Below are 23,281 nucleotides of genomic sequence, written 5' to 3' on the forward strand. Positions count from 1 at the left end.
TGGGCAGCCATTTATGCTGATGTACTTATTGTTATTGCATGTTGTGGTAAACCGCCTGTATGTCGTCGTCTTCTTCGAAGCGCTCAATCAGGTTCATTACCTCTTCTTCCTGCTCTTCAGTTAACTCGGTTCTGGTAGTCGGGATACGCTGCACATCGGCGCTGATAACTTCCAGTCCTTTTTCCTCCAGCCCCTTCTGCATGTTGCCAAACTCAGTGAAAGCAGTTTCTATAATAATTTCCCCCTCATGCTCGTAAATTTCCTCGGCACCAAAATCTATCAGCTCCAGCTCCAGGTCTTCCAGGTTAACGCCTTCAGCTGAGATTTTAAAGATGCCTTTGCGCTCGAACAGGAAATCAAGGGAACCGGTTTTACCTAAAGTGCCGCCTCCTTTTGAAAAGTGCATGCGCACGTTAGCCACAGTGCGGTTCAGGTTATCAGTGGCACACTCCACAACCACGGCAATTCCGTGGGGGGCGTACCCCTCGTATACTACTTCTTCATAATCTTTCTCTTCTTTAGAGGAAGCCCGCTTTATAGCTGCCTCAATGCGGTCTTTGGGCATGTTCACGCCTTTGGCGTTCTGGATGGCAGTACGCAGGCGTGAGTTGGTTTCAGGGCTAGGGCCGCTTTCTTTCACAGCCATTACTATCTCTTTGCCGAGGCGCGTGAAGGCCTTCGACATTTTATCCCATCGTTTAAACTTTCGGGCTTTTCGGAATTCAAATGCTCTTCCCATAGTATGAGTTAAGTGTATACTACAAAGTTAGGCAGCTTACGCGTAAAAAGGTAGTAATTTCGTTGTGCGTTATTCGTTTTTGGTTGTTCGTGATAAAGAGGCTAAGCAGGACAACTGTTTGTTTAGCATTCTTCTCTTAGACTGGATGCAGGGAAGATGTGGCAATACGATTAAAGATATAGGACAGAGGCGACACCGAACAACGAATATCAAGCAAGGAACAACAACTACTTCCTGGTAGAAGTGTGATAGTCTGAAATGAGCAGGTGGTGCTGACAGAAGCTGTACTCGTGCTGGATGTTAGAAGCCACGATGATGAGGCGGCCCTCCTGGTTCTGGGCCACATGCTCCTGATACCAGGCCACACCTTCCTGGTCGAGGTTGGTGGTGGGTTCGTCCAGCAGCAGCAGTGCCGAATCAGAGTAGATAGCCAGGCCCAGTTTCAGGCGCTGTTTCATTCCAGACGAAAAATCCTTCACATACTTGTTCCTGGCTCTCTGCAGTTCCATTCGGTCTATGAGCTCGAGGTGGGAGAGGTGGCGGCGCAGGGGCTTAAAGCGGGTGTGGAACTGAAGCATCTCCAGCAGCGTGAACTCTTCCACCAACTCTAGGTAAGGCGCTGTAAGCGACAACTGCCGGTAGGCCTGGTCGGGCTGAAGTGTTTTATTGCCTATGGTATAGGTTATTTCGCCCTCGCTGTGCAGGTTGTACCCGGCAACAGTAGTAAGAAGAGTAGACTTCCCGGACCCGTTACGCCCCAATATGGCATAAGAGTTCCCTGACTCGAAGCTGTAAGTCAGGTTCCGGAAAATCCACTCGTAATTATATCGTTTACCTAATTTGCTTAGGTTAATTTGCATCTTTGGCAAAGTAGCTCTTGATGATACCGCGGCCGGAGTTGCGCACAAAGTTCAGTATCTCATCGCGCTCGTTACTTGGAGCCAGCTCTAATTCAATTTTGTCCAGCGCCTCTGTATAGTTCATGCCACTCATAAACAGGAGCCGGTACACATGCTGGATGTCATTGATTTGCTCGCTCGTAAAGCCCCTGCGGCGCAAGCCGATGGAGTTAATACCAGCGTACGTCAGCGGCTCCCGCGCTGCTTTCACGTAAGGAGGTACATCTTTACGTACCAGAGAACCACCCGAAACCATGGCGTGTGGCCCGATCTTCACGAACTGGTGTGCTGCACTGGAGCCACCGATGATGGCGTAGTCCCCCATTTCCACGTGGCCGCCTAACTGCACGGCATTCACCAGAATACAGTTGTTACCTATAATGCAGTCGTGGGCAATATGGGCGTAAGACATAACCAGGCAGTTGCTGCCTACTACGGTTCTCATCTTGTCGATAGTGCCGCGGCTAACGGTTACACATTCCCGGATAACGGTGTTGTCACCGATAACAGCGGTGGTGTCTTCACCGGCAAACTTCAAATCCTGGGGAACAGAGGAAATAACAGCACCCGGAAATATCTTACAGTTCTTGCCGATGCGGGCTCCCTCCATAATGGTCACGTTAGGGCCTATCCAGGTCCCTTCGCCGATTTCAACGTTTTTGTAGATGGTTGAAAAAGGCTCGACTACTACGTTCTGCGCGATTTTAGCCTCTGGATGTATGTATGCTAATGGCTGGTTCATGCGTCTTTTTTTACTATGCTTGCCGACATTTCGGCTTCCATTACCAGTTGTCCGGCTACGAAAGCCTGGCCAGACATCTTGGCAACACCGCGCTTTATAGGCGCCAGCAGTTCACATTTAAAGATGATAGTATCACCCGGGATTACCTTGCGCTTAAAGCGGCACCTATCTACGCCAAGGAAGTAGGTCCAGTAATCCTCAGGGTTATCTACTGTACTCAGAACGAGAATACCACCCGTCTGGGCCATGGCTTCTATCTGTATAATGCCAGGCAAGACCGGGTTTCCGGGGAAGTGCCCCTGAAAGAAGGGCTCGTTCATGGTGATATTCTTCACTCCCGTAACAGTTGTCTCGTCTAAGTGTATGATTTTATCGATCAGCAGGAAAGGGTACCGGTGTGGAAGGGTTGCCGCAATCTGGTTGATGTCCATCACCGGCTTTTTCTTCGGGTCGTAAGTCGGCACGTTTTTAATGGCCGCCTCCCGTATCATTTTCTTTACTTTTTTTGCGAAGGCAACGTTGGCGGCGTGGCCCGGACGGGCCGCCAGAATCTGCCCTTTAATTGGCCGCCCTATCAGGGCAAGGTCACCCATCAGGTCGAGTAGTTTGTGGCGGGCAGGCTCGTTCTTGAAGCGGAGGTCGGTGTTGTTCAGCACGCCTTCTTCTTTTACCTGCACCTTCGGCTTTTTCAGCAGTTCCGACAGATAAGACAGCTCTTCATCCTTTACAACGCGATCCACAATCACAATGGCATTGTCCAGGTCGCCGCCTTTAATTAAATTCTGCTTGTACAGCGCTTCCAGTTCATGCAGGAAAACAAAGGTGCGGCACGGTGCAATCTCTCCCTCAAACTGGGAAAGGTTGGTGATGGATGCGTGCTGGCTGCCTAAAACAGGTGAGTTATAGTCCACCATAGCTGTCAGACGGTAGTCATCCAGTGGCAGCGCTACTATCTCAACGCCCCTGCTCTCGTCTTTGTAAGTGATGCCCGATGGTATCTCGAAATAGTTACGAAGTGCATTCTGCTCCTGAAGCCCAACGCTACGCAGTGCCTTTACGAACTCTATAGAAGAACCATCCATGATGGGAGGTTCCGGTCCGTCGAGTTCTATCAGTACGTTATCTATCTGAAGGCCAACGAGCGCGGCAAGTGTGTGCTCTACAGTGTTTACGCGTGCACCGTTCTGCTCAATGGTAGTACCCCTGGAGAGGTCTACCACATTGTCAGCATCGGCATCCACCACCGGTTGGTCGGGCAGGTCGATGCGCTGGAACTTATAGCCATGGTTAATAGGAGCAGGCTTGAAGGTCATGTTAGAAACTACGCCTGTATGCAGCCCAATGCCCGATACAGTTACCGGTGCGTTAATAGTATGCTGTTTATCGTTCATTCACGTATCTTAGTCGTGTTAGGTGCTTAAGCTGTAGCCCGTTGCTGCTCCTGATAAATAGCAGGGCAGGACTGTTTACATCCGTTGCCGTTGCAAACTTAAGATTTTATATAAGCTATTACCACTTTTTATTCTGAAAGTAGTAGCCTTTAGGTTGACCCGGCTAATTAGCAGCTTTCTCTTTCAGAAGCTCCAAATCCCGTTGCAACTCTGGTAATTTACGGAACACGGCCATGGCACGCAGGTTCTGCTTGTAATCAAAAGCAGGAGAGCCTTGTATAATAGTTCCTGTCTCCTTCACAGACTTGGATACACCAGACTGTGCCCCGACGGTAGTTTTGTCAGCTATACTAATGTGCCCAACTATACCTACCTGGCCCGCAACAACACAGTAATTTCCTATTTTTACAGAGCCTGAAATGCCGGTCTGTGACGCTATAACAGTGTGGGAGCCAACATCTACGTTGTGGGCAATCTGCACGAGGTTATCTATTTTGGTGCCCTTGCGGATAAATGTAGAACCCATGGTGGCGCAATCTATACTCGTGTTGGCTCCGACTGAAATATCATCTTCGAGCACTACATTCCCTATCTGAGGTATAGCTTTATAAGACCCATCAGGCTGGGGAGCGAAGCCAAAACCATCGCTGCCAACAACGGCTCCAGAATGAATGGTACAGTTGCTCCCTACAATGGTATTTGCGTACAGCTTAGCACCTGCAAACACGGTGGTATTGTCGCCTATATGCACATTATCACCAATGTAGGCTTGCGGGAAGATGCGCACGTTGTTCCCGATTTTGCAGTTGCTGCCAATGTAAGAGAAGGCACCACGGTAGTGATTGTCGCCTATCTGGCTGTCTTTCCCCAGAAAGGAAGGTTCTTCTACGCCGGTTTTAGAGGCAATCAGGGCAGACTGGTAATACTGCAACAAAGAGGAGAAGCTTGAATAAGGATCAGCAACGCGTATGAGGGTGGCAGAAACAGATCTTTTTACTTCCAGCTTATCTGATACAATGACAGCGCTCGCGTTTGTGGAATATAGGAATGGCTCGTATTTGGAGTTTGCTAAAAAAGCAAGAGCGCCCGTATTGGCCTCTTCTATTTTAGCTAATGTGTTGACTTTCGCTGACTTATCTCCTTCTACCGTGCCCTGCAGCAGGTCAGCTATCTGTTGAACAGTAAATTCCATTTTGTAAAATTAGAGCAAAAACTTAAAAAGGCTAATGCTTAGGGTGTGCAAACTTAACAAAAAAACACTCCGGCCTTCATCAGGAAGAGAACATTTATGCTCCGAATGGTTGCAAGTGCAGGATACTATATAGTGTTGCTTTGGTAAAATGCGTGCAGCATAGTATGAGCAGCAGGTTTACCAAATGGCCATTCTGCCTGGAACTGGCGAAAAGGGTGCTATAGCGTCGCCACCTCTTTTGGGTAGCATACGTAGTATTTCTCCACCTTCGTGCTCAGCGCCCGGATGCTGGGCAGGTCAGAGGCGTCGGCTACATCTACCACATACCCTGATTTGGTGAGCACGTTGATAGTCTGGCCCTCTACGTCGTATGCGTTGTTGCTTATCTTGCCTGATATCATCAGATACTTCACTTCTGCCTCGCTCACTCCGAACTTTTCCTGCACCAGTTCGCTTATTCCCAGCAGCATGTCCTCTTCAATGGGCCTGCTCGAGATAATTACTTTAAACAACCTGCGGCTCAGTATGCTGTTCGACAGGAAGGAAAGCACTTTGTCCGGGTGCGCGGCCCACAGCTTTATACCACCCCATACATCGTGGTCGTCCAGGCTCACGAAGCGTTCCAGAATGGAATTGTCCTGCTTAAAATCCAGCATGGTGAGGTCGGAGGCCAGGAAGAACTTCAGGCAGGGGCTTGCCGGCACTTCCACACCCTCTTGCATGAGTTCACGGGCCCGCTGCACTACGCGCAGCACCATATTTTCAGCACTGATAACAGTCTTATGCAGGTACACCTGCCAATACATCAGGCGGCGGCTCACAAGGAAATTCTCTATACTATAGATAGCTTTTTCCTCCACCACCAGTTGGTCATTTGCCACATCCAGCATTTTAATGATTCTGTCGGCTCCGATCTTGCCTTCATACACGCCCGTGTAAAAGCTGTCCCTGTTCAGGTAATCGAGGCGGTCTACGTCCAACTGGCTCGACACGAGTTGGTGAAAGAACTTACGCTCGTATTTTCCTGTAAAAATTTCGATGGCTAAGCTTAACCTGCCTTCAAAAGCCTTGTTCAGCATGTGCATAATGTGCAGCGAGAGGTCTTCGTGGTGCACGTTCTTAAAAATAGCCGTCTCGAGCGCATGCGAAAAAGGACCGTGCCCGATGTCGTGCAGCAGAATGGCTATAAGCGATGCCTCAAGTTCCTTATCGTTTATTTCGTTATTTTTGCTTTTTAATGTTTGCAGAGCTGTGTCCATGAGATGCATGGCACCCAGCGCGTGGTGAAAGCGGGTGTGGAGTGCTCCCGGGTATACCATCTCCGTTAGCCCCAGTTGCTTGATGCGGCGCAGGCGCTGGAAGTAGGGGTGGTTGATGATATCAAAAACAAGGTCGGAGGGAACAGTGATAAAGCCGTAGACCGGATCGTTCAGTATTTTTTTCTTATTCACAAAACAGTGGATCTAAAGTCGAATGTTACAAAGTTGGCATGGCTAATGCAAGAGTGAATAGTGTTGCAACTTAGGACAGGTATAATAAAGTATACCGGAACAGTATATGCTGTTACCTGTTTTCTTACGTTCTAAGTATAAACATTTAACAATTTAGCCATCTAACAATCAACTAAATAAAACTATGCAAAGATACGATATTTTATGGGCTGATGATGAGATTGATTTGCTCAAGCCGCACATTCTGTTCCTGGAAGAACGCGGCTACAACATTACGCCCGTGAACAGTGGCACGGATGCCATTGAGGTGTTTCAGGAGAGAACGTTTGACATTGTTTTCCTCGACGAGAACATGCCCGGCATCAGCGGCCTCGAAACCCTGACGGAACTGAAGAATATCCGCCCAATGGTACCGGTAATCATGATCACCAAGAGCGAGGAGGAGCATATCATGGAAGAGGCCATCGGTTCCCGCATTACGGACTACCTGATTAAACCGCTCAACCCAAACCAGATTCTGCTGTCGGTAAAGAAAGTGCTGGACAACAAGCGGCTTGTGTCGGAGAAGACGAACATGAGCTACCAACGCGATTTCAGGCAGCTGGGTATGGCCTTTGGGGAGCGCCTGAACCCGCAGGAGTGGGCCGATATCTACAAAAAGCTGGTGTACTGGGAGCTGGAGATAGATGAGACCGAGAACAAAAGCATGGCCGACGTTATCAACATGCAGAAGGATGAGGCCAACTCCAACTTCGCCAAGTTCGTGATGGAGAACTATGAAGACTGGATAAACCAGGATTCAGACGATGCCCCGCTGATGTCGCACCAGTTGTTTAAGGAGCGGGTGTTCCCGATGATGAAGCAGACAGATCGCCCGGTGTACTTCCTGCTGATAGACAACCTGCGCTATGACCAGTGGAAGGTGCTGGAGCCGCTCATCTCGGATTATTTCAGCGTGGATCAGGAGGAGATGTTCTATTCCATTCTGCCAACTACTACCGCCTATGCCCGCAATGCCATTTTCTCGGGTATGCTGCCAACGGAGATAGCTAAAAAGTACCCGAACATGTGGGTGGCTGACGATGAGGAAGAAGGCAAAAACCTACACGAAGCTGATTTCCTGGACATCCAGTTTCAGCAGAACAAGATAACTGACAAGCACAGCTACCATAAGATAACGAATGTGGCGGCCGGTCGGGAGCTACTGAATAAGTTCAACAACCTGGACAACAACAAGCTCAACGTTATCGTGTACAACTTTGTGGATATGCTCTCCCATGCCCGTACCGATAGCAACATGGTCCGTGAACTGGCACCGGATGAATCAGCTTACCGTTCCATCACCAAGTCCTGGTTCCTGCACTCGCCGCTGTACGACACCTTGCGTATGATTGCAGAGAAAAAGGGAAAGCTCATCATCACCACCGACCACGGCACGATTCGCGTGAAGCGCCCTTTCAAGATTATCGGAGACCGCAACACGAATACAAACCTGCGCTACAAGCACGGTAAAAACCTGGGCTATACCGACAAAGACGTGTTTACTGTGCGCAAGCCCGAACGATTTTTCTTGCCAAAAGCCAATGTTTCTACTACGTTTGTGTTCGCAATCGGAGATTCTTTCTTCGCGTACCCGAATAACTATAACTACTACGTGAACTTCTACAAAGACACCTTCCAGCATGGCGGCGTGTCGCTGGAGGAGGTCATTATACCTTTTATCACGCTTTCGCCTAAGAATGTATAAAACAGGGACTCATAAAGCACAAATCCGGATGTCGTCGTTGGCTGATTTGCCAGCGGCGGCTTCTGTGCTTATAGAGGCGGCCAAACAGGAGCAAATTATTCTCTTTGAAGGGCCGATGGGAGCAGGCAAAACAACACTGATCAAAGAAATTTGTTCTCAGCTGGGTGTACAAGAGAACGTTAGCAGCCCTACATTTGCACTTGTAAATGAGTATGAGGCCGCTAACGGGAAACTTATTTACCATTTTGATTTTTATAGGATAAATGAGGAGCGTGAGGCGCTGGATATAGGTGCTCTCGAATATTTTGATTCAGGCAGGCTGTGCCTGATTGAGTGGCCCTCCATGATACCCAATTTGTTGCCGGAGCATTATTTGCTCGTAGAGCTGCAACCTGCTGCTGATGGCGAGGTGCGCACAATGACCATAAACAAAGTATAGTATGACGGATAAGTTTGCCGTAGCATTAGAGAAGTTAGCAACCAACCCAGCTCTTTACCCAAAAGAGTCGATGCTGGCAATAGAAGAGAGGCGCCGCAGCTTATTTATCGGCATTCCTAAGGAGTCGTCGTTTCAGGAGAACAGGATTGGTCTTACCCCGGATGCTGTTAAACAACTCTCCGAACAAGGCCACCGCATTTGGGTGGAGACCGGGGCAGGAAGCCCTTCTAAATACTCAGACCACGAATACTCCGAAGCAGGTGCTAAAATTGTCTACTCTACCCTAGAGGTATACGAGGCGAACATTATCCTGAAAATAGCGCCTCCCACCTATGATGAGATTGAGTACCTGCGCCCCGGCCAGACGCTTATCTCAGCCCTTCAGTTCGGAAACCTGACAGCCGATTACATTAACGCGCTGCTGGCCAAGAAAATTAACGCTATTTCTTTTGAACTGATTCGTGACAAGTCTGATGCCAAGCCTGTGGTGCGCGCCATGAGTGAGATTGCAGGCAGCACCGTAATGCTGGTAGCGGCAGAGTACCTCAGCAGCAGTAACGATGGTAAGGGTGTGATTTTAGGGGGAATAACTGGCGTGCCGCCCAGCAAGGTGGTTATACTTGGAGCCGGCACCGTGGCAGAACATGCCGCACGCGCTGCTTTTGGTTTGGGCGCCGAAGTAAAGGTATTCGACAATCATATCTACAAGCTGCGCCGCCTGAAGCAGAACGTAGGCACTCAACTTTTTACGTCAACCCTAGATAAGGCAGTGCTGTATAACGAGATAAAGCAGGCTGATGTGGTGATAGGGGCTCTGGTAGCGGAGGAGGGACGAATTACCTGTATGGTGGAGGAGAGCGTGATCTCCCAGATGAACCCAGGGTCTGTTATCATAGATGTGTGCATTGACCAGGGAGGCTGTTTCGAAACCTCAGAGCTAACCTCCCATTCCCGCCCTATTTACCGGAAATACGATGTGATTCATTATTGCGTACCCAACATACCGTCCAGGGTGCCGCGCACAGCCTCACAGGCGCTGAGCAATATCTTCACACCTATCTTCACAGAGTTCTCGAAGTATGGCGGCATAAACGAAGTGCTGTTTACATACGAACATTACCGAAGCGGAGTCTATATCTACAAAGGCAGCCTGACGAACGGCCACATCGCCAAAAGATTTGGGATGCGCTACAAGGAACTGGGCCTGATGATTGCCGTTAGAAATTAAGCCTCTTAATCCTTAATATTTGATGGCCTGCCTACACCTCCCCAAACAGGTACAGGCAGGCCATCGCTTTTAATGCAGGTTTCATCCTGTAAAGGCTGCTCCACCCGTAACTTAAGCCCCGGCGGCTCCATACCACCTCTCTCAATCAACTGCTCATCTGCCTGCCAACAGCATAAGGTACCTCCTAACACTGAAGCAGAATTGGTTTTGCTTTCAAAGCAATATAAGTCAGGGACACTTTGTAGACAACCTGTGGTAGTATATCATATCCTGTATCCCGGCGTTTTGAAAACGCCATGAACACATACGCCATGGTATAGGCAACCCCTTGTAACAGGTTGCAGCCCGTGAGGTGGTTATTCGACAGGCTATGTGTGAAGTGCGGTGCCTCTACTTCTTCTAAAGCCTTCACCTTTAATGCGTTTTCTATGGGGAAGTAACAAAAGCTATTTAAAGGGAGTAATAAGTGAAGGCATAAGTTTAAGGTGGGAGTGATATACTAAAAGAAGGGAAAGTATTAAACTTGTTAGCCCTGCTGAAGACAAAGGACATTATCTGGAACTGCCTTTGCTGCTGTTTTGTCTCTTTTTTTTAGTAAATCAATGGGGATGTTTTAGAAAACATAAGAGAAAGATAGTTGCCACCGGGCAGAACAACATTTCAGAACAAGCGAATCCTTCAAGCAGCTTGATACAGAAGAACATCATTTGCCACTACAGCCCTCAGCCAAGCTTGGAACGAACACCTTGTATATCTTTTTCGAAAGAAATGCGTCTAATTGTTCTGACATTAACGCCCTTATACAATCCATATATAAATGAGAATTAGTTTCTATTGCATTCTACTTTTGTTCCTTACCGCTTCTTGTAGCTTATTAAGAACAAGAAACATTGTCTATTTCAGCGACTTACCCAAAGATAAACTAATTATTACAGAACCGATAAAGCAGGACAAGGGGCCGGTGATAAAACCAGAGGATGTCCTGGGTATCTCTGTTATGAGTCTTAACCCGGAGTCTAATGTGCTGTTCAATACCGGTGTTCTTCAGCCGGTTGGGGGCATAGGCGGCAACGCAGGCTTAAGGCAGCAGCAGGGAAACAGCGAGGCGACACAGGGTTACCTGGTAGATGACCAGGGATTTATAGAGTTTCCTGTTTTGGGCAGAATAAAAATAGCAGGGCTAACACGGGAGGAGGCAAACAACAAATTAACCGCTGCGCTTGAGGAATATCTGCAGGACCCAATCGTTAAAGTAAGATACCTGAACTTCAGGGTCACTGTGATTGGAGAGGTTGGCAGCCCTTCGGTTATTACCGCTTCCGACGACAACATGAATGTGCTGGAAGCCCTGGGGCAGGTAGGGGATTTAACACTTTACGGTAAAAGAGAAGACGTGCTGGTTATACGGGAAGAAAATGGCATGAGAACAATGGCAAGGCTCAACCTGAACGACAGCAAAGTGTTCGAGTCACCTTACTTCCACCTGCATCAGAACGACGTGATTTATGTAGAACCAGACAAGGCTAAAGTGGCCGGAACGGGCTTTATCCGGCGTAACTGGGGGTTTGCAGTTGGAATCGTTTCAACTATACTCTTTCTGTTTGTCCGTTAAAGTGCTTCATGAAAACTGATTACCAAAGCAAAATTTAAAAAGGACTACTGAAAATGTCTGAATCTGAATTCGAATTCTCGGAAAACGAATCTGAGCCAATCAATATCAAAAATCTAGTGTCTAAATACCTGCGTTACTGGTATTTATTTGTGTTGAGTATCATTCTGTTCTTAACGGCAGCTTTCCTGTACGTGCGCTATACTACCCCTCTGTATAATATTAGCAGCACGTTGCTTGTTAAAGACGACAAGCAGGGGCCATCCATGGCATTGAATGACCTGGGTGTTTTCCAGACCACACCCAGCATCGAGGATGAAATCATCATACTGAAGTCAAAGAGCCTGATGGAAAGGGCCCTGTCGGAGCTGTCTCTGAACGCTACCTATTATGTGGAGGGGCGGGTGAAGACAATAGAGGTTTATGGAGAGGACCTTCCCCTGAAAATCCTTACAAGCCGGTTAGACTCCGCGGCTTACGGAAAATGGATGACAATCCATATTAAAAATAACACCACCTTTGAGCTGGAAGATAACCTGGGGAGTAACACCTATAAATTCGGGCAGGAAATCAGAAAGCCATACGGGACTTTTACCATTGTGGCTCCCCCAAGGAAATCGCGCAATGAAAAAACGGTAACAGTATTGCTGCATGATCTCCAGAATATAGCCAAACAGTACAACAATAAGCTGAACGTGTCGCCCTTTGGTAACAGCGGCCGTGTGCTGCAGTTAAGCATGGTTGATGCTGTGCCAGAGAAAGCCAAAGACATTGTAAACAAAGTAACAGAGGTATACAGCAAGGAAATTGTAGACGACAAGCGGGTGATGGCCAGGAGCACCATCGATTTCATAGACGGCAGGCTGGCCTACCTTACAGACGAAATATCGGAAGTAGAGAAGGACGTCGAAAAATACAAGCGGAAGAATGCAGTGACGGATGTGGCAACTGCCGGCGGTTTGTATGTTGCTAACCAGGATGCATATACAAAGCGACTGGCTGATTTGGCAATAGAGATTGACGTACTGGAATCTATAGATACTTACATGAGTGAGGAGGCGAACCAGTATGAACTGGTACCCACCAGTTTGAGTATAAGCGACCCTACACTAAGTGGATTGATAGCAAACTTTAACCAGCTACAGCTTGAGCGCCAGCGTATTCTGCGTGATACAAAGCCCGGCAACCCAATCGTGACAAGTATAAACGAGCAGTTAGAGAACCTGGAAGCCACTATACTCGAGAACATACGCAATATCAGAAAGGGCCTTTCAATTTCCAGGGAGAATTTACAGGCCAGGGCATCTGAGTCCAGAGCTAACATCCAGCAGGTGCCAACGATGGAGCGGGAACTGTTGGAAATAAACAGGGAGAACAGCATCAAAACAAATGTCTATCTATATCTCCTGCATAAGCGTGAAGAAGCTGCCATTTCTCTTGCTGCCACCGTGTCTAATTCCAGAGTGATAGATCCTGCAACTGCATCAGGGCCGGTACACCCCCAGACACAAATGGTTTACCTGATAGCGCTGCTAGCCGGTATTGCAGTGCCATTCGCTGGAATTACCATCAAGAATTTTATAAACGATAAGGTAGAGCAGACCCGCGACGTAGAGCATGCTACCTCTACGCCAATTCTGGGAGAACTCAACAACAGCGGCACTTACGATACGCTGGTAGTAACACAGGACAGCAGAAGCCCAATAGCAGAGCAGTTCAGGCTGATTCGCTCCAATTTACAGTTCGCAACCGCAGGAAAAGAGAACAAGGTTATTCTTATAACTTCCAGCATGAGTGGTGAGGGTAAGACGTTCTTTAGTATAAATCTGGCATCCAGCCTGGTGCTAACCGGCAAAAAGGTGGTAGTGGTGGGTTTTGACCTCAGGAGACCTGCGCTGACGGAGAGATTGGGTTTGCCGAATGAAGTTGGAATCACTAGTTACCTGATGTCGGACGGATTGACGGTAGAAGATATTCTGCAACCTATGCCGGAGGTGCCGGGGCTGTATGTAATAGGAGTGGGGCCGGTACCGCCAAACCCCGGAGAATTTGTCATGCTGCCGGAAGTAGGGGAGTTGGTCAATGATCTAAAAGACAGATTCGATTTTATCATTATAGACACGGCGCCGGTTGGGCAGGTTGCTGATGCCTTGGCTTTAGCTCCCTACAGCGACTCCTGTATTTACATGGTACGGTACAACTATACCAGCAAGTCGCAGATAGCCATTGTGGATGACCTTTACAAGAGCAAAAAGGTGAAGCACCCGATGATTGTACTCAATGATGCTAAAAAGGAAAACGGCAGCTATGGCTACGGATATGGCTACGGCTACGGCTATGGTGAGGTAGAGAAGAAGCCTGCGTGGCGGAAGAAATTTGCCAAGATGTCTTTGTGGTAAAAGAGTTCGGCTATATTTAATAACTCTTCGTAATTTAGGACCTTTCAAAGAGGACTAATATAAAATATTTAAATTTCATTATAGAATGTTGTCAGGGAAAACCGGAACAGAAGATACTATTATAGCAGTTATTGGTTTGGGGTATGTGGGCTTACCACTTGCTGTTGAGTTTGCAAAGAAATACAAGACTTTCGGCTTTGATATAAATGCTAAACGGGTAGAGGAGCTAACAAGAGGCCTCGATCAGACACTGGAGGTTTCAGAAGAAGAACTTCAGAAAGTAATAACCAGCGACAGTGCTGCAGGTAAAGGATTGCTTTGCACAGACAGGCTGGAGAGAATTGAGAGCGCTAACTTTTATATTATTACAGTGCCTACCCCGGTGGACAAGCATAACCGCCCGGACCTGACACCGCTCTACAAGGCCAGCGAAACGGTGGGGAAAGTGCTGAAGCGCGGCGATATCGTGGTATATGAATCCACTGTTTACCCTGGTGTTACAGAAGAGGAATGTGTGCCTGTGCTGGAGAAAGTATCTGGCCTGACGTTTAACGTTGACTTCTTTGCCGGCTATTCCCCGGAGCGAATCAACCCGGGCGACAAAGAGCATACGGTAGCCAAAATACTGAAAATCACATCAGGCTCTACGCCTGAGTCGGCAGACAAGGTGGATAGCTTGTACAATTCAGTGATTACAGCCGGTACGCACAAAGCAGCATCCATCAAAGTAGCGGAAGCAGCCAAAGTAATTGAGAATGCGCAGCGTGATATCAATATTGCCTTTGTAAACGAACTGGCCAAGATATTTAACCGCCTCGGTATTGACACAGACGAGGTTCTGAAAGCAGCCGGGACCAAATGGAATTTCCTTAAATTCAAGCCAGGCCTGGTTGGTGGCCATTGCATTGGCGTGGATCCGTATTACCTGGCGCAGAAGGCCCAGGAAGTGGGTTACCATCCAGAAATCATTCTGGCTGGCCGCCGTCTTAACGATGGAATGGGTGAGTATGTGGCCCACGAAGTTATCAAATTGATGGTGAAAAAGGATATTCCTGTAAAAGGAGCTAATATCCTGGTGTTAGGTATCACTTTCAAAGAGAACTGCCCTGATGTGCGCAACACCAAAGTTGTGGATATTTTGCGCACGCTTAAAGAATACCAGACTAACATCACCATCTATGATCCATGGGCGGAGCCTTCAGAGGTAAAACATGAGTATGGCTGGGACTCTGTGAGAGAACTGGGCAATGTGTCAGACTGTGATGCCATTGTACTGGCTGTGTCGCATGACGAATTTAAAGACCTTGAACTAAAGAAGCTCTGCAAAGACAACGCTGTGATCTATGATGTGAAAGGAACCTTGCCGAAAGCCATGGCCGACGCAAGATTATAATATAGTTCAGGAGGTTGAGGTGGCTTAGAAGGGTTAGAATAATTAAAAATCTAATCTTTCCAAGCCGCCTCTACTATTTACATTAATTTCTTTTTAAAAATCAAACTTAAAAAGTGTACGAAACAAAACATCACTCAGAAGATCTCCGTCAGTTTTCTTTCCTCGTAACAGGCGGTGCCGGTTTCATTGGGTCTAACCTGGTAGAATATCTGTTGAAGTACGGTGCAAAAAAAGTACGGGTGCTCGATAATTTCTCTACTGGCTCACAGGAAAACATCCGGGCTTTCCAGGAGAATGCCGCTTTTGATTTCATGGAAGGAGACATCAGGGATCTGGAGACCTGCAGGAAAGCGCTTGAAGGGATGGATTTTGTTTCTCACCAGGCAGCACTTGGGTCTGTGCCGCGTTCTATCAATGACCCTATCACCTCCAATGAGGTGAACATAAGTGGCTTTTTGAACATCTTGCTTGTCGCCCGCGACGCTGGTGTGAAACGTATGGTGTATGCCGCAAGCTCAAGCACTTACGGCGACCACCCTGGCCTGCCTAAGGTAGAAGATGAAATCGGCAGCCCACTCTCGCCTTATGCTGTTACAAAATATGTAAATGAGTTATATGCCAGTGTCTTTTCCAGGACCTATGATTTTCATACCATCGGGTTGCGCTATTTTAATGTGTTTGGGCCCAGGCAAAATCCGCAGGGACCTTATGCAGCAGTTATACCCCTGTTCATAGAAGCGGCGTTGCGCAACGAGGCTCCCTATATCAATGGTGATGGCGAAACCAGCCGTGATTTTACTTTTGTAGAAAACGCTGTTCAGGCGAATATAAAAGCGATGCTTACCCCTGCACTGAAGAAGCACGAAGTAATTAACATAGCTTATGGCGAGCGCACTACGCTGAACCAGCTGTGGGGCAAAATATGTAATATTGCTGATGTTGATATAGCGCCTGAGTACCGTGAGGAGCGTAAAGGAGATGTCAAGCACAGCCTGGCAGACATTTCAAAAGCAAAAGAACTTATTGGTTATACTCCGGAATACTCTGCATTGCAGGGCTTACAAATTGCAATTGACTGGTACGGCGAAAGGAAGTAAAGTAGAGAAACAAAGTCACATTGAAGGACTGACCTAGCCACCTTTATTCTTAAGGTGAACCAACTAAATTTACTGTGCCTCATGCAGAGCAGTTCATCCTCTTTGCTTGCGCCAATGGTACCTTTTGCAGGTACCACTGCACGCTTTATTTTTACTTAGGACTGCTTCTAAAACCATTCATGCCAGGGGTGGCTCTAGATACTCCTCCTCCATTCAATCCGGCTGTAGGTATAAAACATTTCATGTTAAGGAACAGTATCCTTGGGTAGTTTATCACTTTCGTTGTACCCTCTTGGTACGCATAAAGAAATTAATGTTTATGGATGTAAAAGTTTCAGTAGTTATCCCCACCTATAACAGGGAAGATTTAATCAGTGAAACTTTAGACTCAGTTAAAGCGCAAACCTTGCCAGACTGGGAATGCATTGTAGTGGATGATGGCTCTGTTGATGGGACCGAAGAAGTCGTACAGCAATACATACAAAATGACGCGCGCTTTCACTATGTAAAGAGGCCGGCCCACAGATTGGGGGGAGGTAACTCCTGCAGGAACATTGGTTTAGAGGCAGCGAAAGGTGAGTTCATCCAGTTTTTAGATTCAGATGATTTACTAGCCCCCACTAAGTTCGAAGAGCAGGTGCGTGCGCTCAGCCAAGTTAAAGGTGATGCTGTGGCAACCTGCAAATGGGGGCGTTTCAGAACTATACAAGACCGTTTAAGTGCCAAGCAGAATGAACCGACCTATATCAGCTCTGATGACTCGTTAAAGCTTTTCGACGTGTTCGGGAAGCATAGTATCTGGCTGCCCACACACGTTTACTTGGCAAGAAAGAGTACCATTGAAAAGGCCGGCCCCTGGAACGAGGATCTGAAAATGAACCAGGACGGTGAGTTTTTTGCCCGTGTATTGTTGAATGCCTCCCAAATCATTTTTGTGCCCTCCACAGAAGTATATTACAGGCGCCATACCGGAGGCAACACGAGTTCATGGAACAAGGAAGACAGGATAAGAAGTGTCATCACAAGCTGGAAGCTGATTGACGCTGCCATGCAAGAGAAGCTCGGGATTGCAAATCACCCTTATGTAAAACAGGGGCGTAACCTGATATATGACAAAATTAAAGATCAGTTCCCAGAAATTGTGAAAGAGGATCAGCCGTTTTTCGACTTGAGGCGATCTAAGCTGGAAGAGCTCACTGTGAAATTAAACTCAAGGCTCCAGCTGCTCTATTTAAGGAAGTTGAAAAGGAGTTAGTGCTTATCAATAACAACCAGACACATATACAGGTAATCCTTCCCTGTATACCTGCCAGAGGTTAGAAACCAATGCGTCATTTCAGGTAGAGCTAATCATGCAGCCTGTAAAGGGAATTTTTTCAGTTTCCCGGGAAAGCTGTTACAAACGATACACTACTGCGCAGTTGAGAGGTCGTGCACAAGTTTTTAGAGTACCTACCAATATGGCTGCTCCAGGTGCTAAACCTGTTAAAAACGAAGGCCTTACCTACAGGCATAAGTGCCAGAAGTCTACCAAGATCCCTGCCATAACAAAACCTAATCCGATAAAGCCATCGTAAGCGAAGGTGGAATCACTGTGTTCTTCTATGAAGTGCACAAACCCTTACTTATAAATGGATTTAACCAACCGCATTGCATTAGCCGCTATTGAAGCTGGCAAAGAGATTTTACATGTTTATGAAAATGAGTTTTCGGTAGCGTATAAATCAGACCAGTCTCCACTCACGCTGGCTGACCAGAAGGCGCATGATGTTATTTCCTATTATCTGAAGCAAACACCTTATCCCATACTAAGCGAAGAAGGAAGAGACGTTCCTTTTGAAAAAAGAGCAAATTGGCCATGCTATTGGCTTGTGGATCCGCTGGACGGAACAAAAGAGTTCGTGAAAAGGAACGGTGAGTTTACTGTGAATATCGCACTCATCAAAGAAGGTATACCCGTGCTGGGTGTGGTGTACGCTCCGGTAAAACAGTGGCTATACATCGGAGAATCAGGAGAAGGTGCCTGGAAACTAGAGCTAAAGGAACACCAGTTTCCAGACAACTGGAAAGAGGCAGGTGAAAGACTGCCATCTAAAGCCGAAGAGGACCGGAAATATACTGTAGTAGGAAGCCGTACCCATGCATCCGAAGAAACAAAAGAATTTATCGCAAAGCTGCAGGAAGCACATGGAGACATCGCCTTCGTGTCGATGGGTAGTTCACTGAAGCTCTGCCTGGTGGCAGAGGGAGTGGCAGACATTTACCCGCGCATGGCTCCTACCATGGAATGGGACACAGCAGCCGGTGACGCCATTGTAAGCAGCGCAGGCTATAGGGTAGTGCAGTATGAGAATGATGCCCCGCTGCAATACAACAAAGAAAACCTGTTGAACCCCTGGTTTGTAGTGAAGCGTTAATGGGTGAGTTGCCAACCGAAAAGTGGGTTACGATAGCTGTGCTGGTTTGGTGCGTAGTGGGTTTGCTACTGGATAAAATACGACCTGCACTTGTCTTCCTTAGCGGCGTCGTTGTACTGATGTTAGGCAAAGTGGTTAAGCCTGCTGATTTCCTTCAAAGCCTGAGCAACGAATCCATCGTCACCATTTTTCTTTTGATATTCATTACCGCTGGTATAAAAAACCACTTTAACCTGATAGGTCTGCTGAACAGGCTGTTCAGGTCAGCCAGAAACCCAAGGGCCTTCCTGATACGGATGACAGCCGGCGTTTCTGTTATCTCCTCTGTTATCAACAACACGCCTGTTGTTGCCCTGATGATTCCGTACGTCTACCAGTGGTCAAAAAGGCACAAAGTAGCGCCTTCCAAACTATTGATTCCCCTCTCGTTCGCTGCTATTATTGGAGGTATGATGACGGTGATAGGCACTTCCACTAACCTGGTGCTGAACGGATTTATACTTTTAAAGGAGCCCCAGGGACTGGGCTTTCTCGACTTCTTCCTGCCGGGTGCGCTGGTGACGGCTGTAGGCCTTACGTTCTTAGCTACTGTTGGCTACAGGCTGTTACCCTCCCGCATCAACCCGATGGATGAATTTAAAACCAATGCCCGTGAATATCTCGTAGAAACGCTTATTGAAGAAGGGTCTCTGCTGGATGGTAAGACGATTGCCGAAGCCAACCTGCGAAACCTGGAGGGTATCTACCTCTTTGAGATAGTCAGAAAGGGGAAAGGTATCAGCCCGGTAACGCCGGGTGAGGTGCTGCAGGTGGGAGACCACCTGTACTTTGCCGGTGATACTGAGAAAGTCGTGGAGCTACTGCAGCAGGACAATGGTTTACAAATACCCCACTCTGGCAGGTTCGGCGTAGCGCAGCATGTAAACCTGGTGGAGACGGTGGTGCCGCGGAACAGCGAACTAACGGGCCGCACTTTAAAGCAAAGCCAGTTCCGGGAGAAGCATGATGCAGCTGTGGTGGCTATACACAGGAACGGGGAGAATTTAAGCGGTAAGATTGGCGCTATTGTGCTGGAGCCAGGCGATTTGTTATTGTTATCAGCAGGGCAGAATTTTCTTTCCCGTAACAAAAATAACAAGGATTTGTACACTGTATCGGTTGTGTCGAGAACGAATGGCACTGCTGCCTGGGAAAAAATAGCCTTTGGTGTTAGTGCCTTCGTGTCGTTAGGGTTGATGGCGGCAGGCGTTTTTAGCCTTTTCTTTAGTCTTTTCCTGGTGAGCGTGTTTATGGCTGTTACCGGGCTCCTGCGGGTGGAGGAGATAAAGAAGCTGCTCGACCTGGATTTGCTGATTGTGCTGGCATGCGCCTTAACCTTGAGCAAGGCGCTGATTGATACAGGAATTGCGAATGAACTGGCAACGCTCTTTATTATGGTCTTCCAGGATTTGGGGAAGTATGGGGTCTTAACAGGCTTGTTTTGTGTCACTGTTTTGCTGACTTCGTTCTTAACCAATGTGGCGGCTGTCTCCATTGCTTTCCCGGTTGCGTATTCCCTAAGCCATGACATGGGGCTCGACCCGACAGGTTTTTATGTCGCAATAGCCTTTGGTGCCTCCGCCAGTTTTCTGACGCCGGTAGGGTACCAGACGAACCTCATGATATATGGGCCGGGGAATTACAAAACAGCTGATTTTTTAAAGATTGGCGTACCGTTTACCTTATTGTATTCTATCACATGTATGACCTACATTATACTGATGTACTTCTAAAACTATGAGTGAAAAGCTACACATAATACCGCACAAGCACCAGATAAACAGGAAGCTGCGAAACAAGATGAAAGGGCACCGTTCTTTGGTTATCTGGTTTACCGGGTTTTCGGGCAGCGGTAAATCTACCCTTGCCAATGCGCTCGAGGAATACCTTTACGAGCAGGGATACCACACTTTTGTGCTGGACGGGGACAACGTCCGAAAAGGACTGAACAGCGACCTTGACTTCTCCGATGAAGCCCGCAAAGAGAACATCCGCAGGATAGGGGAGGTAACTAAGTTGATGGCGGATGCCGGTCTTGTGGTGATGTCAGCTTTCATCTCTCCTTTCAAAGAAGACAGGGAGCGTGTAAGGGAAATAGCAGGGGAGGGCAATTTTATTGAGGTGTTTGTCGACTGCCCGGTGGAGGTGTGTGAGCAGCGCGATACAAAGGGGCTGTATGCCAAAGCGCGGAAAGGAGAAATCAGCAACTTCACTGGTATAAGCGCTCCTTTTGAGGCGCCGGAAAATCCCTCCATTCACATCCAGTCAGATAAGGAACCGCTTGATGTATCTGTACAGAAGCTCATTTCTTACATCGAACCCAAACTGATTTTACCAAATGAGTAATTATTCCTTAAGTCATTTAAAAGAATTAGAGGCAGAGGCCATTTTTGTTATCAGGGAGGTGGTCGCTCAGTTTGAGTGGCCGGCTATTTTGTTTTCGGGCGGTAAAGACTCCATCGTAGTCACCCATTTGGCCCGCAAAGCGTTCTTCCCCGCAAAAATCCCGATGCCGCTTATTCACATAGATACCGGCCATAACTTTCCTGAAACTATCGCATTCAGAGACAACCTTGTAAAGGAACTTGGCGTGCAGCTCATTGTCGGGTCTGTGCAGGATTCAATCGACAAGGGGCTGGTGAAAGAGGAGGCCGGCAGAAACGCCACCAGGAATGCCCTGCAAACAGCTACCCTGCTCGACACCATTGAGCAGAACAGGATTGATGCGGCCATTGGCGGGGCGCGGCGCGACGAAGAAAAGGCAAGAGCCAAGGAACGCTTCTTCTCCCATCGCGACGACTTTGGGCAGTGGGACCCCAAAAATCAGCGACCGGAATTGTGGAACCTGTTTAACGGCCGCAAGAATATGGGCGAGCACTTTCGGATATTCCCCATTAGCAACTGGACCGAAATGGACATCTGGCAATATATAATGACGGAGAACCTATCCATTCCTTCACTCTACTTTGCGCATCAGCGAGATGTCATTTACAGAGATGATGCCTGGCTGCCCATGTCGGAGCACATTAACCTGCGGGATGAGGAAGAGGTGGTACGCAAACATATCCGGTTCAGGACACTGGGTGATATCACCATTACCGGAGGGGTGGAGTCGGATGCCGACACCTTAGATAAAATCATTCTGGAAGTAGCCGCTACACGCCATACGGAGCGCGGCAACCGTGCCGACGATAAACGCTCTGAAACATCTATGGAAGACAGGAAAAAACTCGGCTATTTCTAAAAAGACACACTATGCAATTATTACGATTTACAACAGCCGGAAGTGTTGATGACGGAAAAAGCACCCTTATCGGCCGTTTGCTGTACGACTCTAAGTCTATTTTCGTAGACCAGATGGAGGCCGTCAGGAAGTCCAGTGAAAAAAAGGGCCTGCAGCACGTGGACCTTTCCCTGTTTACAGACGGCCTGAAAGACGAGCGGGAGCAGGGTATTACCATCGATGTGGCCTACCGCTACTTTGCTACTCCCAAACGCAAGTTTATTATTGCTGATACACCCGGCCACATCCAGTATACCCGCAACATGGTAACTGGCGCCTCCACTGCTAACCTCGCGCTCATCCTGCTGGATGCACGCAATGGTGTGGTGGAGCAAACCTGCCGGCATTCCTTTATCGCAACGCTCCTGCAGATTCCGCACATTGTGGTATGTATCAATAAAATGGACTTGGTGGATTACTCGGAAGAGCGGTTTGATGAGTTGGTGGAGGAGTATACCGACTTTGCCGCCAAGCTGAATGTAAAGGACGTTCGCTTTGTGCCTATCAGCGCGCTGCACGGCGACAACGTAGTAAACCGGTCTGAGAAAATGAGTTGGTACCAGGGCGAAACGCTGCTGCACCTATTGGAGACCATCCACATCGGCAATGATAAAAACCTGATTGACTGCCGTTTTCCGGTGCAAACCGTTATCCGGCCGCACAGCGACGAGTACCACGACTACAGGGGCTATGCCGGCCGAATAGCAGGGGGCGTGTTCAAGCCAGGCGATAAGGTCCTGGTGATGCCATCTGGCTTCAGCAGCACCATCAAAAGCATCGACACCTTTGAGGGGCCGGTGAAAGAAGCTTTTCCTCCCATGTCGGTGAGCATGACACTGGAAGATGACATCGACATCAGCCGTGGCGATATGATAGTGCGGGAGAACAACCAGCCAAAAGTAATTCAGGACCTGGATGTGATGCTGTGCTGGCTGCATGAGCAAGGCCCTGGCATGCGGGGGAAGTACATCCTGCGCCACACTACCAATGAGGTACGCACCATGATAAAGGAGGTGCTGTATAAGGTCGATATCAACACGCTGCACCGGATAGAGGACGACAAAGAGATAAAGATGAACGAAATCAGCCGGGTGCGCCTGCGAACGACAAAACCGCTTCTTGCGGATGCCTATAACCGGAACCGCCAGACGGGAAGTATTATCCTGATAGACGAAACAACAAATGAAACAGTGGCGGCCGGTATGATTCTTTAAAC

The 23,281-nt window shown here is 48.0% G+C and carries 20 protein-coding genes; 13 read left to right on the top strand and 7 right to left on the bottom strand.

Translation table 11 applies throughout. The features are described 5' to 3' along the window. Positions 1-31: 31 nt before the first annotated feature. From ACFS7Z_RS10825 to ACFS7Z_RS10850, 6 genes are all read right to left on the bottom strand, one after another. Positions 32-739: a YebC/PmpR family DNA-binding transcriptional regulator gene (locus ACFS7Z_RS10825; RefSeq protein WP_377484302.1), complete on the bottom strand. Its 708-nt coding sequence runs from the start codon at positions 737-739 to the stop codon at positions 32-34. Between the two features lie 227 nt (positions 740-966). Beyond that, on the bottom strand, positions 967-1,599 hold the full coding sequence (locus ACFS7Z_RS10830) for an ABC transporter ATP-binding protein (RefSeq protein WP_377484305.1): 633 nt from the start codon (positions 1,597-1,599) through the stop codon (positions 967-969). Beyond that, positions 1,589-2,380, bottom strand: a complete 792-nt coding sequence (gene lpxA / locus ACFS7Z_RS10835) for an acyl-ACP--UDP-N-acetylglucosamine O-acyltransferase (protein ID WP_377484307.1) — start codon at positions 2,378-2,380, stop codon at positions 1,589-1,591. The genes ACFS7Z_RS10830 and lpxA overlap by 11 nt, the downstream gene beginning before the upstream one ends. Next, positions 2,377-3,771, bottom strand: a complete 1,395-nt coding sequence (locus ACFS7Z_RS10840; protein ID WP_377484309.1) for a bifunctional UDP-3-O-[3-hydroxymyristoyl] N-acetylglucosamine deacetylase/3-hydroxyacyl-ACP dehydratase — start codon at positions 3,769-3,771, stop codon at positions 2,377-2,379. The genes lpxA and ACFS7Z_RS10840 overlap by 4 nt, the downstream gene beginning before the upstream one ends. A gap of 163 nt (positions 3,772-3,934) precedes the next feature. Then, positions 3,935-4,963, bottom strand: a complete 1,029-nt coding sequence (gene lpxD / locus ACFS7Z_RS10845) for a UDP-3-O-(3-hydroxymyristoyl)glucosamine N-acyltransferase (protein ID WP_377484311.1) — start codon at positions 4,961-4,963, stop codon at positions 3,935-3,937. Between the two features lie 218 nt (positions 4,964-5,181). Then, positions 5,182-6,414 (bottom strand): HD domain-containing protein, encoded by a 1,233-nt coding sequence (locus ACFS7Z_RS10850; protein WP_377484313.1) that lies wholly within the window; start codon positions 6,412-6,414, stop codon positions 5,182-5,184. A 184-nt stretch (positions 6,415-6,598) separates the two neighbouring features. Here ACFS7Z_RS10850 and porX point away from each other — a divergent pair, with 184 nt between their 5' ends. Genes porX through ACFS7Z_RS10865 form a run of 3 tightly spaced genes read left to right on the top strand, consistent with a single transcriptional unit; the run spans position 6,599 to position 9,828 of the window. After that, positions 6,599-8,161 (top strand): T9SS response regulator signal transducer PorX, encoded by a 1,563-nt coding sequence (gene porX / locus ACFS7Z_RS10855; RefSeq protein ID WP_377484316.1) that lies wholly within the window; start codon positions 6,599-6,601, stop codon positions 8,159-8,161. Further along, complete coding sequence (gene tsaE, locus ACFS7Z_RS10860) at positions 8,154-8,600, top strand: tRNA (adenosine(37)-N6)-threonylcarbamoyltransferase complex ATPase subunit type 1 TsaE (RefSeq protein WP_377484318.1); 447 nt, start codon at positions 8,154-8,156, stop codon at positions 8,598-8,600. Before porX ends, tsaE begins: the two co-directional genes overlap by 8 nt. Before the next feature lies 1 nt (position 8,601). After that, the gene (locus ACFS7Z_RS10865; RefSeq protein WP_377484321.1) at positions 8,602-9,828 is read left to right on the top strand and encodes an alanine dehydrogenase; all 1,227 of its coding nucleotides are present in this window, start codon (positions 8,602-8,604) and stop codon (positions 9,826-9,828) included. 184 nt (positions 9,829-10,012) lie between these two features. Here ACFS7Z_RS10865 and ACFS7Z_RS10870 read toward each other — a convergent pair whose 3' ends face one another. Next, positions 10,013-10,240 carry a hypothetical protein gene (locus tag ACFS7Z_RS10870; protein ID WP_377484324.1) on the bottom strand — a complete coding sequence of 76 codons (228 nt, stop codon included), beginning with the start codon at positions 10,238-10,240 and terminating at the stop codon, positions 10,013-10,015. Positions 10,241-10,645: 405 nt separating this feature from the next. On the opposite strand from ACFS7Z_RS10870, the gene ACFS7Z_RS10875 reads away from it, so the two are divergent. From ACFS7Z_RS10875 to ACFS7Z_RS10920, 10 genes are all read left to right on the top strand, one after another. Further along, positions 10,646-11,440: a polysaccharide biosynthesis/export family protein gene (locus ACFS7Z_RS10875; protein ID WP_377484326.1), complete on the top strand. Its 795-nt coding sequence runs from the start codon at positions 10,646-10,648 to the stop codon at positions 11,438-11,440. A 53-nt stretch (positions 11,441-11,493) separates the two neighbouring features. After that, complete coding sequence (locus ACFS7Z_RS10880; protein WP_377484327.1) at positions 11,494-13,836, top strand: GumC family protein; 2,343 nt, start codon at positions 11,494-11,496, stop codon at positions 13,834-13,836. Positions 13,837-13,921: 85 nt separating this feature from the next. Further along, positions 13,922-15,229 (top strand): nucleotide sugar dehydrogenase, encoded by a 1,308-nt coding sequence (locus ACFS7Z_RS10885; RefSeq protein WP_377484329.1) that lies wholly within the window; start codon positions 13,922-13,924, stop codon positions 15,227-15,229. 113 nt (positions 15,230-15,342) lie between these two features. Then, on the top strand, positions 15,343-16,326 hold the full coding sequence (locus tag ACFS7Z_RS10890; RefSeq protein ID WP_377484331.1) for an SDR family oxidoreductase: 984 nt from the start codon (positions 15,343-15,345) through the stop codon (positions 16,324-16,326). 319 nt (positions 16,327-16,645) lie between these two features. Next, positions 16,646-17,581, top strand: a complete 936-nt coding sequence (locus ACFS7Z_RS10895) for a glycosyltransferase family 2 protein (RefSeq protein WP_377484334.1) — start codon at positions 16,646-16,648, stop codon at positions 17,579-17,581. Positions 17,582-17,957: 376 nt separating this feature from the next. Then, on the top strand, positions 17,958-18,743 hold the full coding sequence (gene cysQ / locus ACFS7Z_RS10900) for a 3'(2'),5'-bisphosphate nucleotidase CysQ (protein ID WP_377484336.1): 786 nt from the start codon (positions 17,958-17,960) through the stop codon (positions 18,741-18,743). After that, entirely contained in the window at positions 18,743-20,515 is a 1,773-nt protein-coding gene (locus tag ACFS7Z_RS10905; RefSeq protein ID WP_377484338.1) for an SLC13 family permease, read from the top strand. Before cysQ ends, ACFS7Z_RS10905 begins: the two co-directional genes overlap by 1 nt. A gap of 4 nt (positions 20,516-20,519) precedes the next feature. Further along, on the top strand, positions 20,520-21,128 hold the full coding sequence (gene cysC, locus ACFS7Z_RS10910) for an adenylyl-sulfate kinase (RefSeq protein WP_377484340.1): 609 nt from the start codon (positions 20,520-20,522) through the stop codon (positions 21,126-21,128). Beyond that, positions 21,121-22,026: a sulfate adenylyltransferase subunit CysD gene (cysD, locus tag ACFS7Z_RS10915; protein ID WP_377484342.1), complete on the top strand. Its 906-nt coding sequence runs from the start codon at positions 21,121-21,123 to the stop codon at positions 22,024-22,026. Before cysC ends, cysD begins: the two co-directional genes overlap by 8 nt. Before the next feature lie 11 nt (positions 22,027-22,037). Next, the gene (locus ACFS7Z_RS10920; RefSeq protein WP_377484344.1) at positions 22,038-23,279 is read left to right on the top strand and encodes a sulfate adenylyltransferase subunit 1; all 1,242 of its coding nucleotides are present in this window, start codon (positions 22,038-22,040) and stop codon (positions 23,277-23,279) included. The last annotated feature ends 2 nt before the right edge of the window (positions 23,280-23,281 follow it).

The organism is Pontibacter toksunensis (genome assembly GCF_042686245.1).
Lineage (GTDB): Bacteria > Bacteroidota > Bacteroidia > Cytophagales > Hymenobacteraceae > Pontibacter > Pontibacter toksunensis.

What these genes read in the sequence shown, in the direction of transcription:
- ACFS7Z_RS10825 (WP_377484302.1), bottom strand. Translation starts at nt 739, where the DNA reads ATGGGAAGAGCATTTGAATTCCGAAAAGCCCGAAAGTTTAAACGATGG.
- ACFS7Z_RS10830 (WP_377484305.1), bottom strand. Translation starts at nt 1,599, where the DNA reads ATGCAAATTAACCTAAGCAAATTAGGTAAACGATATAATTACGAGTGG.
- lpxA (WP_377484307.1), bottom strand. Translation starts at nt 2,380, where the DNA reads ATGAACCAGCCATTAGCATACATACATCCAGAGGCTAAAATCGCGCAG.
- ACFS7Z_RS10840 (WP_377484309.1), bottom strand. Translation starts at nt 3,771, where the DNA reads ATGAACGATAAACAGCATACTATTAACGCACCGGTAACTGTATCGGGC.
- lpxD (WP_377484311.1), bottom strand. Translation starts at nt 4,963, where the DNA reads ATGGAATTTACTGTTCAACAGATAGCTGACCTGCTGCAGGGCACGGTA.
- porX (WP_377484316.1), top strand. Translation starts at nt 6,599, where the DNA reads ATGCAAAGATACGATATTTTATGGGCTGATGATGAGATTGATTTGCTC.
- tsaE (WP_377484318.1), top strand. Translation starts at nt 8,154, where the DNA reads ATGTATAAAACAGGGACTCATAAAGCACAAATCCGGATGTCGTCGTTG.
- ACFS7Z_RS10865 (WP_377484321.1), top strand. Translation starts at nt 8,602, where the DNA reads ATGACGGATAAGTTTGCCGTAGCATTAGAGAAGTTAGCAACCAACCCA.
- ACFS7Z_RS10875 (WP_377484326.1), top strand. Translation starts at nt 10,646, where the DNA reads ATGAGAATTAGTTTCTATTGCATTCTACTTTTGTTCCTTACCGCTTCT.
- ACFS7Z_RS10880 (WP_377484327.1), top strand. Translation starts at nt 11,494, where the DNA reads ATGTCTGAATCTGAATTCGAATTCTCGGAAAACGAATCTGAGCCAATC.
- ACFS7Z_RS10885 (WP_377484329.1), top strand. Translation starts at nt 13,922, where the DNA reads ATGTTGTCAGGGAAAACCGGAACAGAAGATACTATTATAGCAGTTATT.
- ACFS7Z_RS10895 (WP_377484334.1), top strand. Translation starts at nt 16,646, where the DNA reads ATGGATGTAAAAGTTTCAGTAGTTATCCCCACCTATAACAGGGAAGAT.
- cysQ (WP_377484336.1), top strand. Translation starts at nt 17,958, where the DNA reads ATGGATTTAACCAACCGCATTGCATTAGCCGCTATTGAAGCTGGCAAA.
- ACFS7Z_RS10905 (WP_377484338.1), top strand. Translation starts at nt 18,743, where the DNA reads ATGGGTGAGTTGCCAACCGAAAAGTGGGTTACGATAGCTGTGCTGGTT.
- cysC (WP_377484340.1), top strand. Translation starts at nt 20,520, where the DNA reads ATGAGTGAAAAGCTACACATAATACCGCACAAGCACCAGATAAACAGG.
- cysD (WP_377484342.1), top strand. Translation starts at nt 21,121, where the DNA reads ATGAGTAATTATTCCTTAAGTCATTTAAAAGAATTAGAGGCAGAGGCC.
- ACFS7Z_RS10920 (WP_377484344.1), top strand. Translation starts at nt 22,038, where the DNA reads ATGCAATTATTACGATTTACAACAGCCGGAAGTGTTGATGACGGAAAA.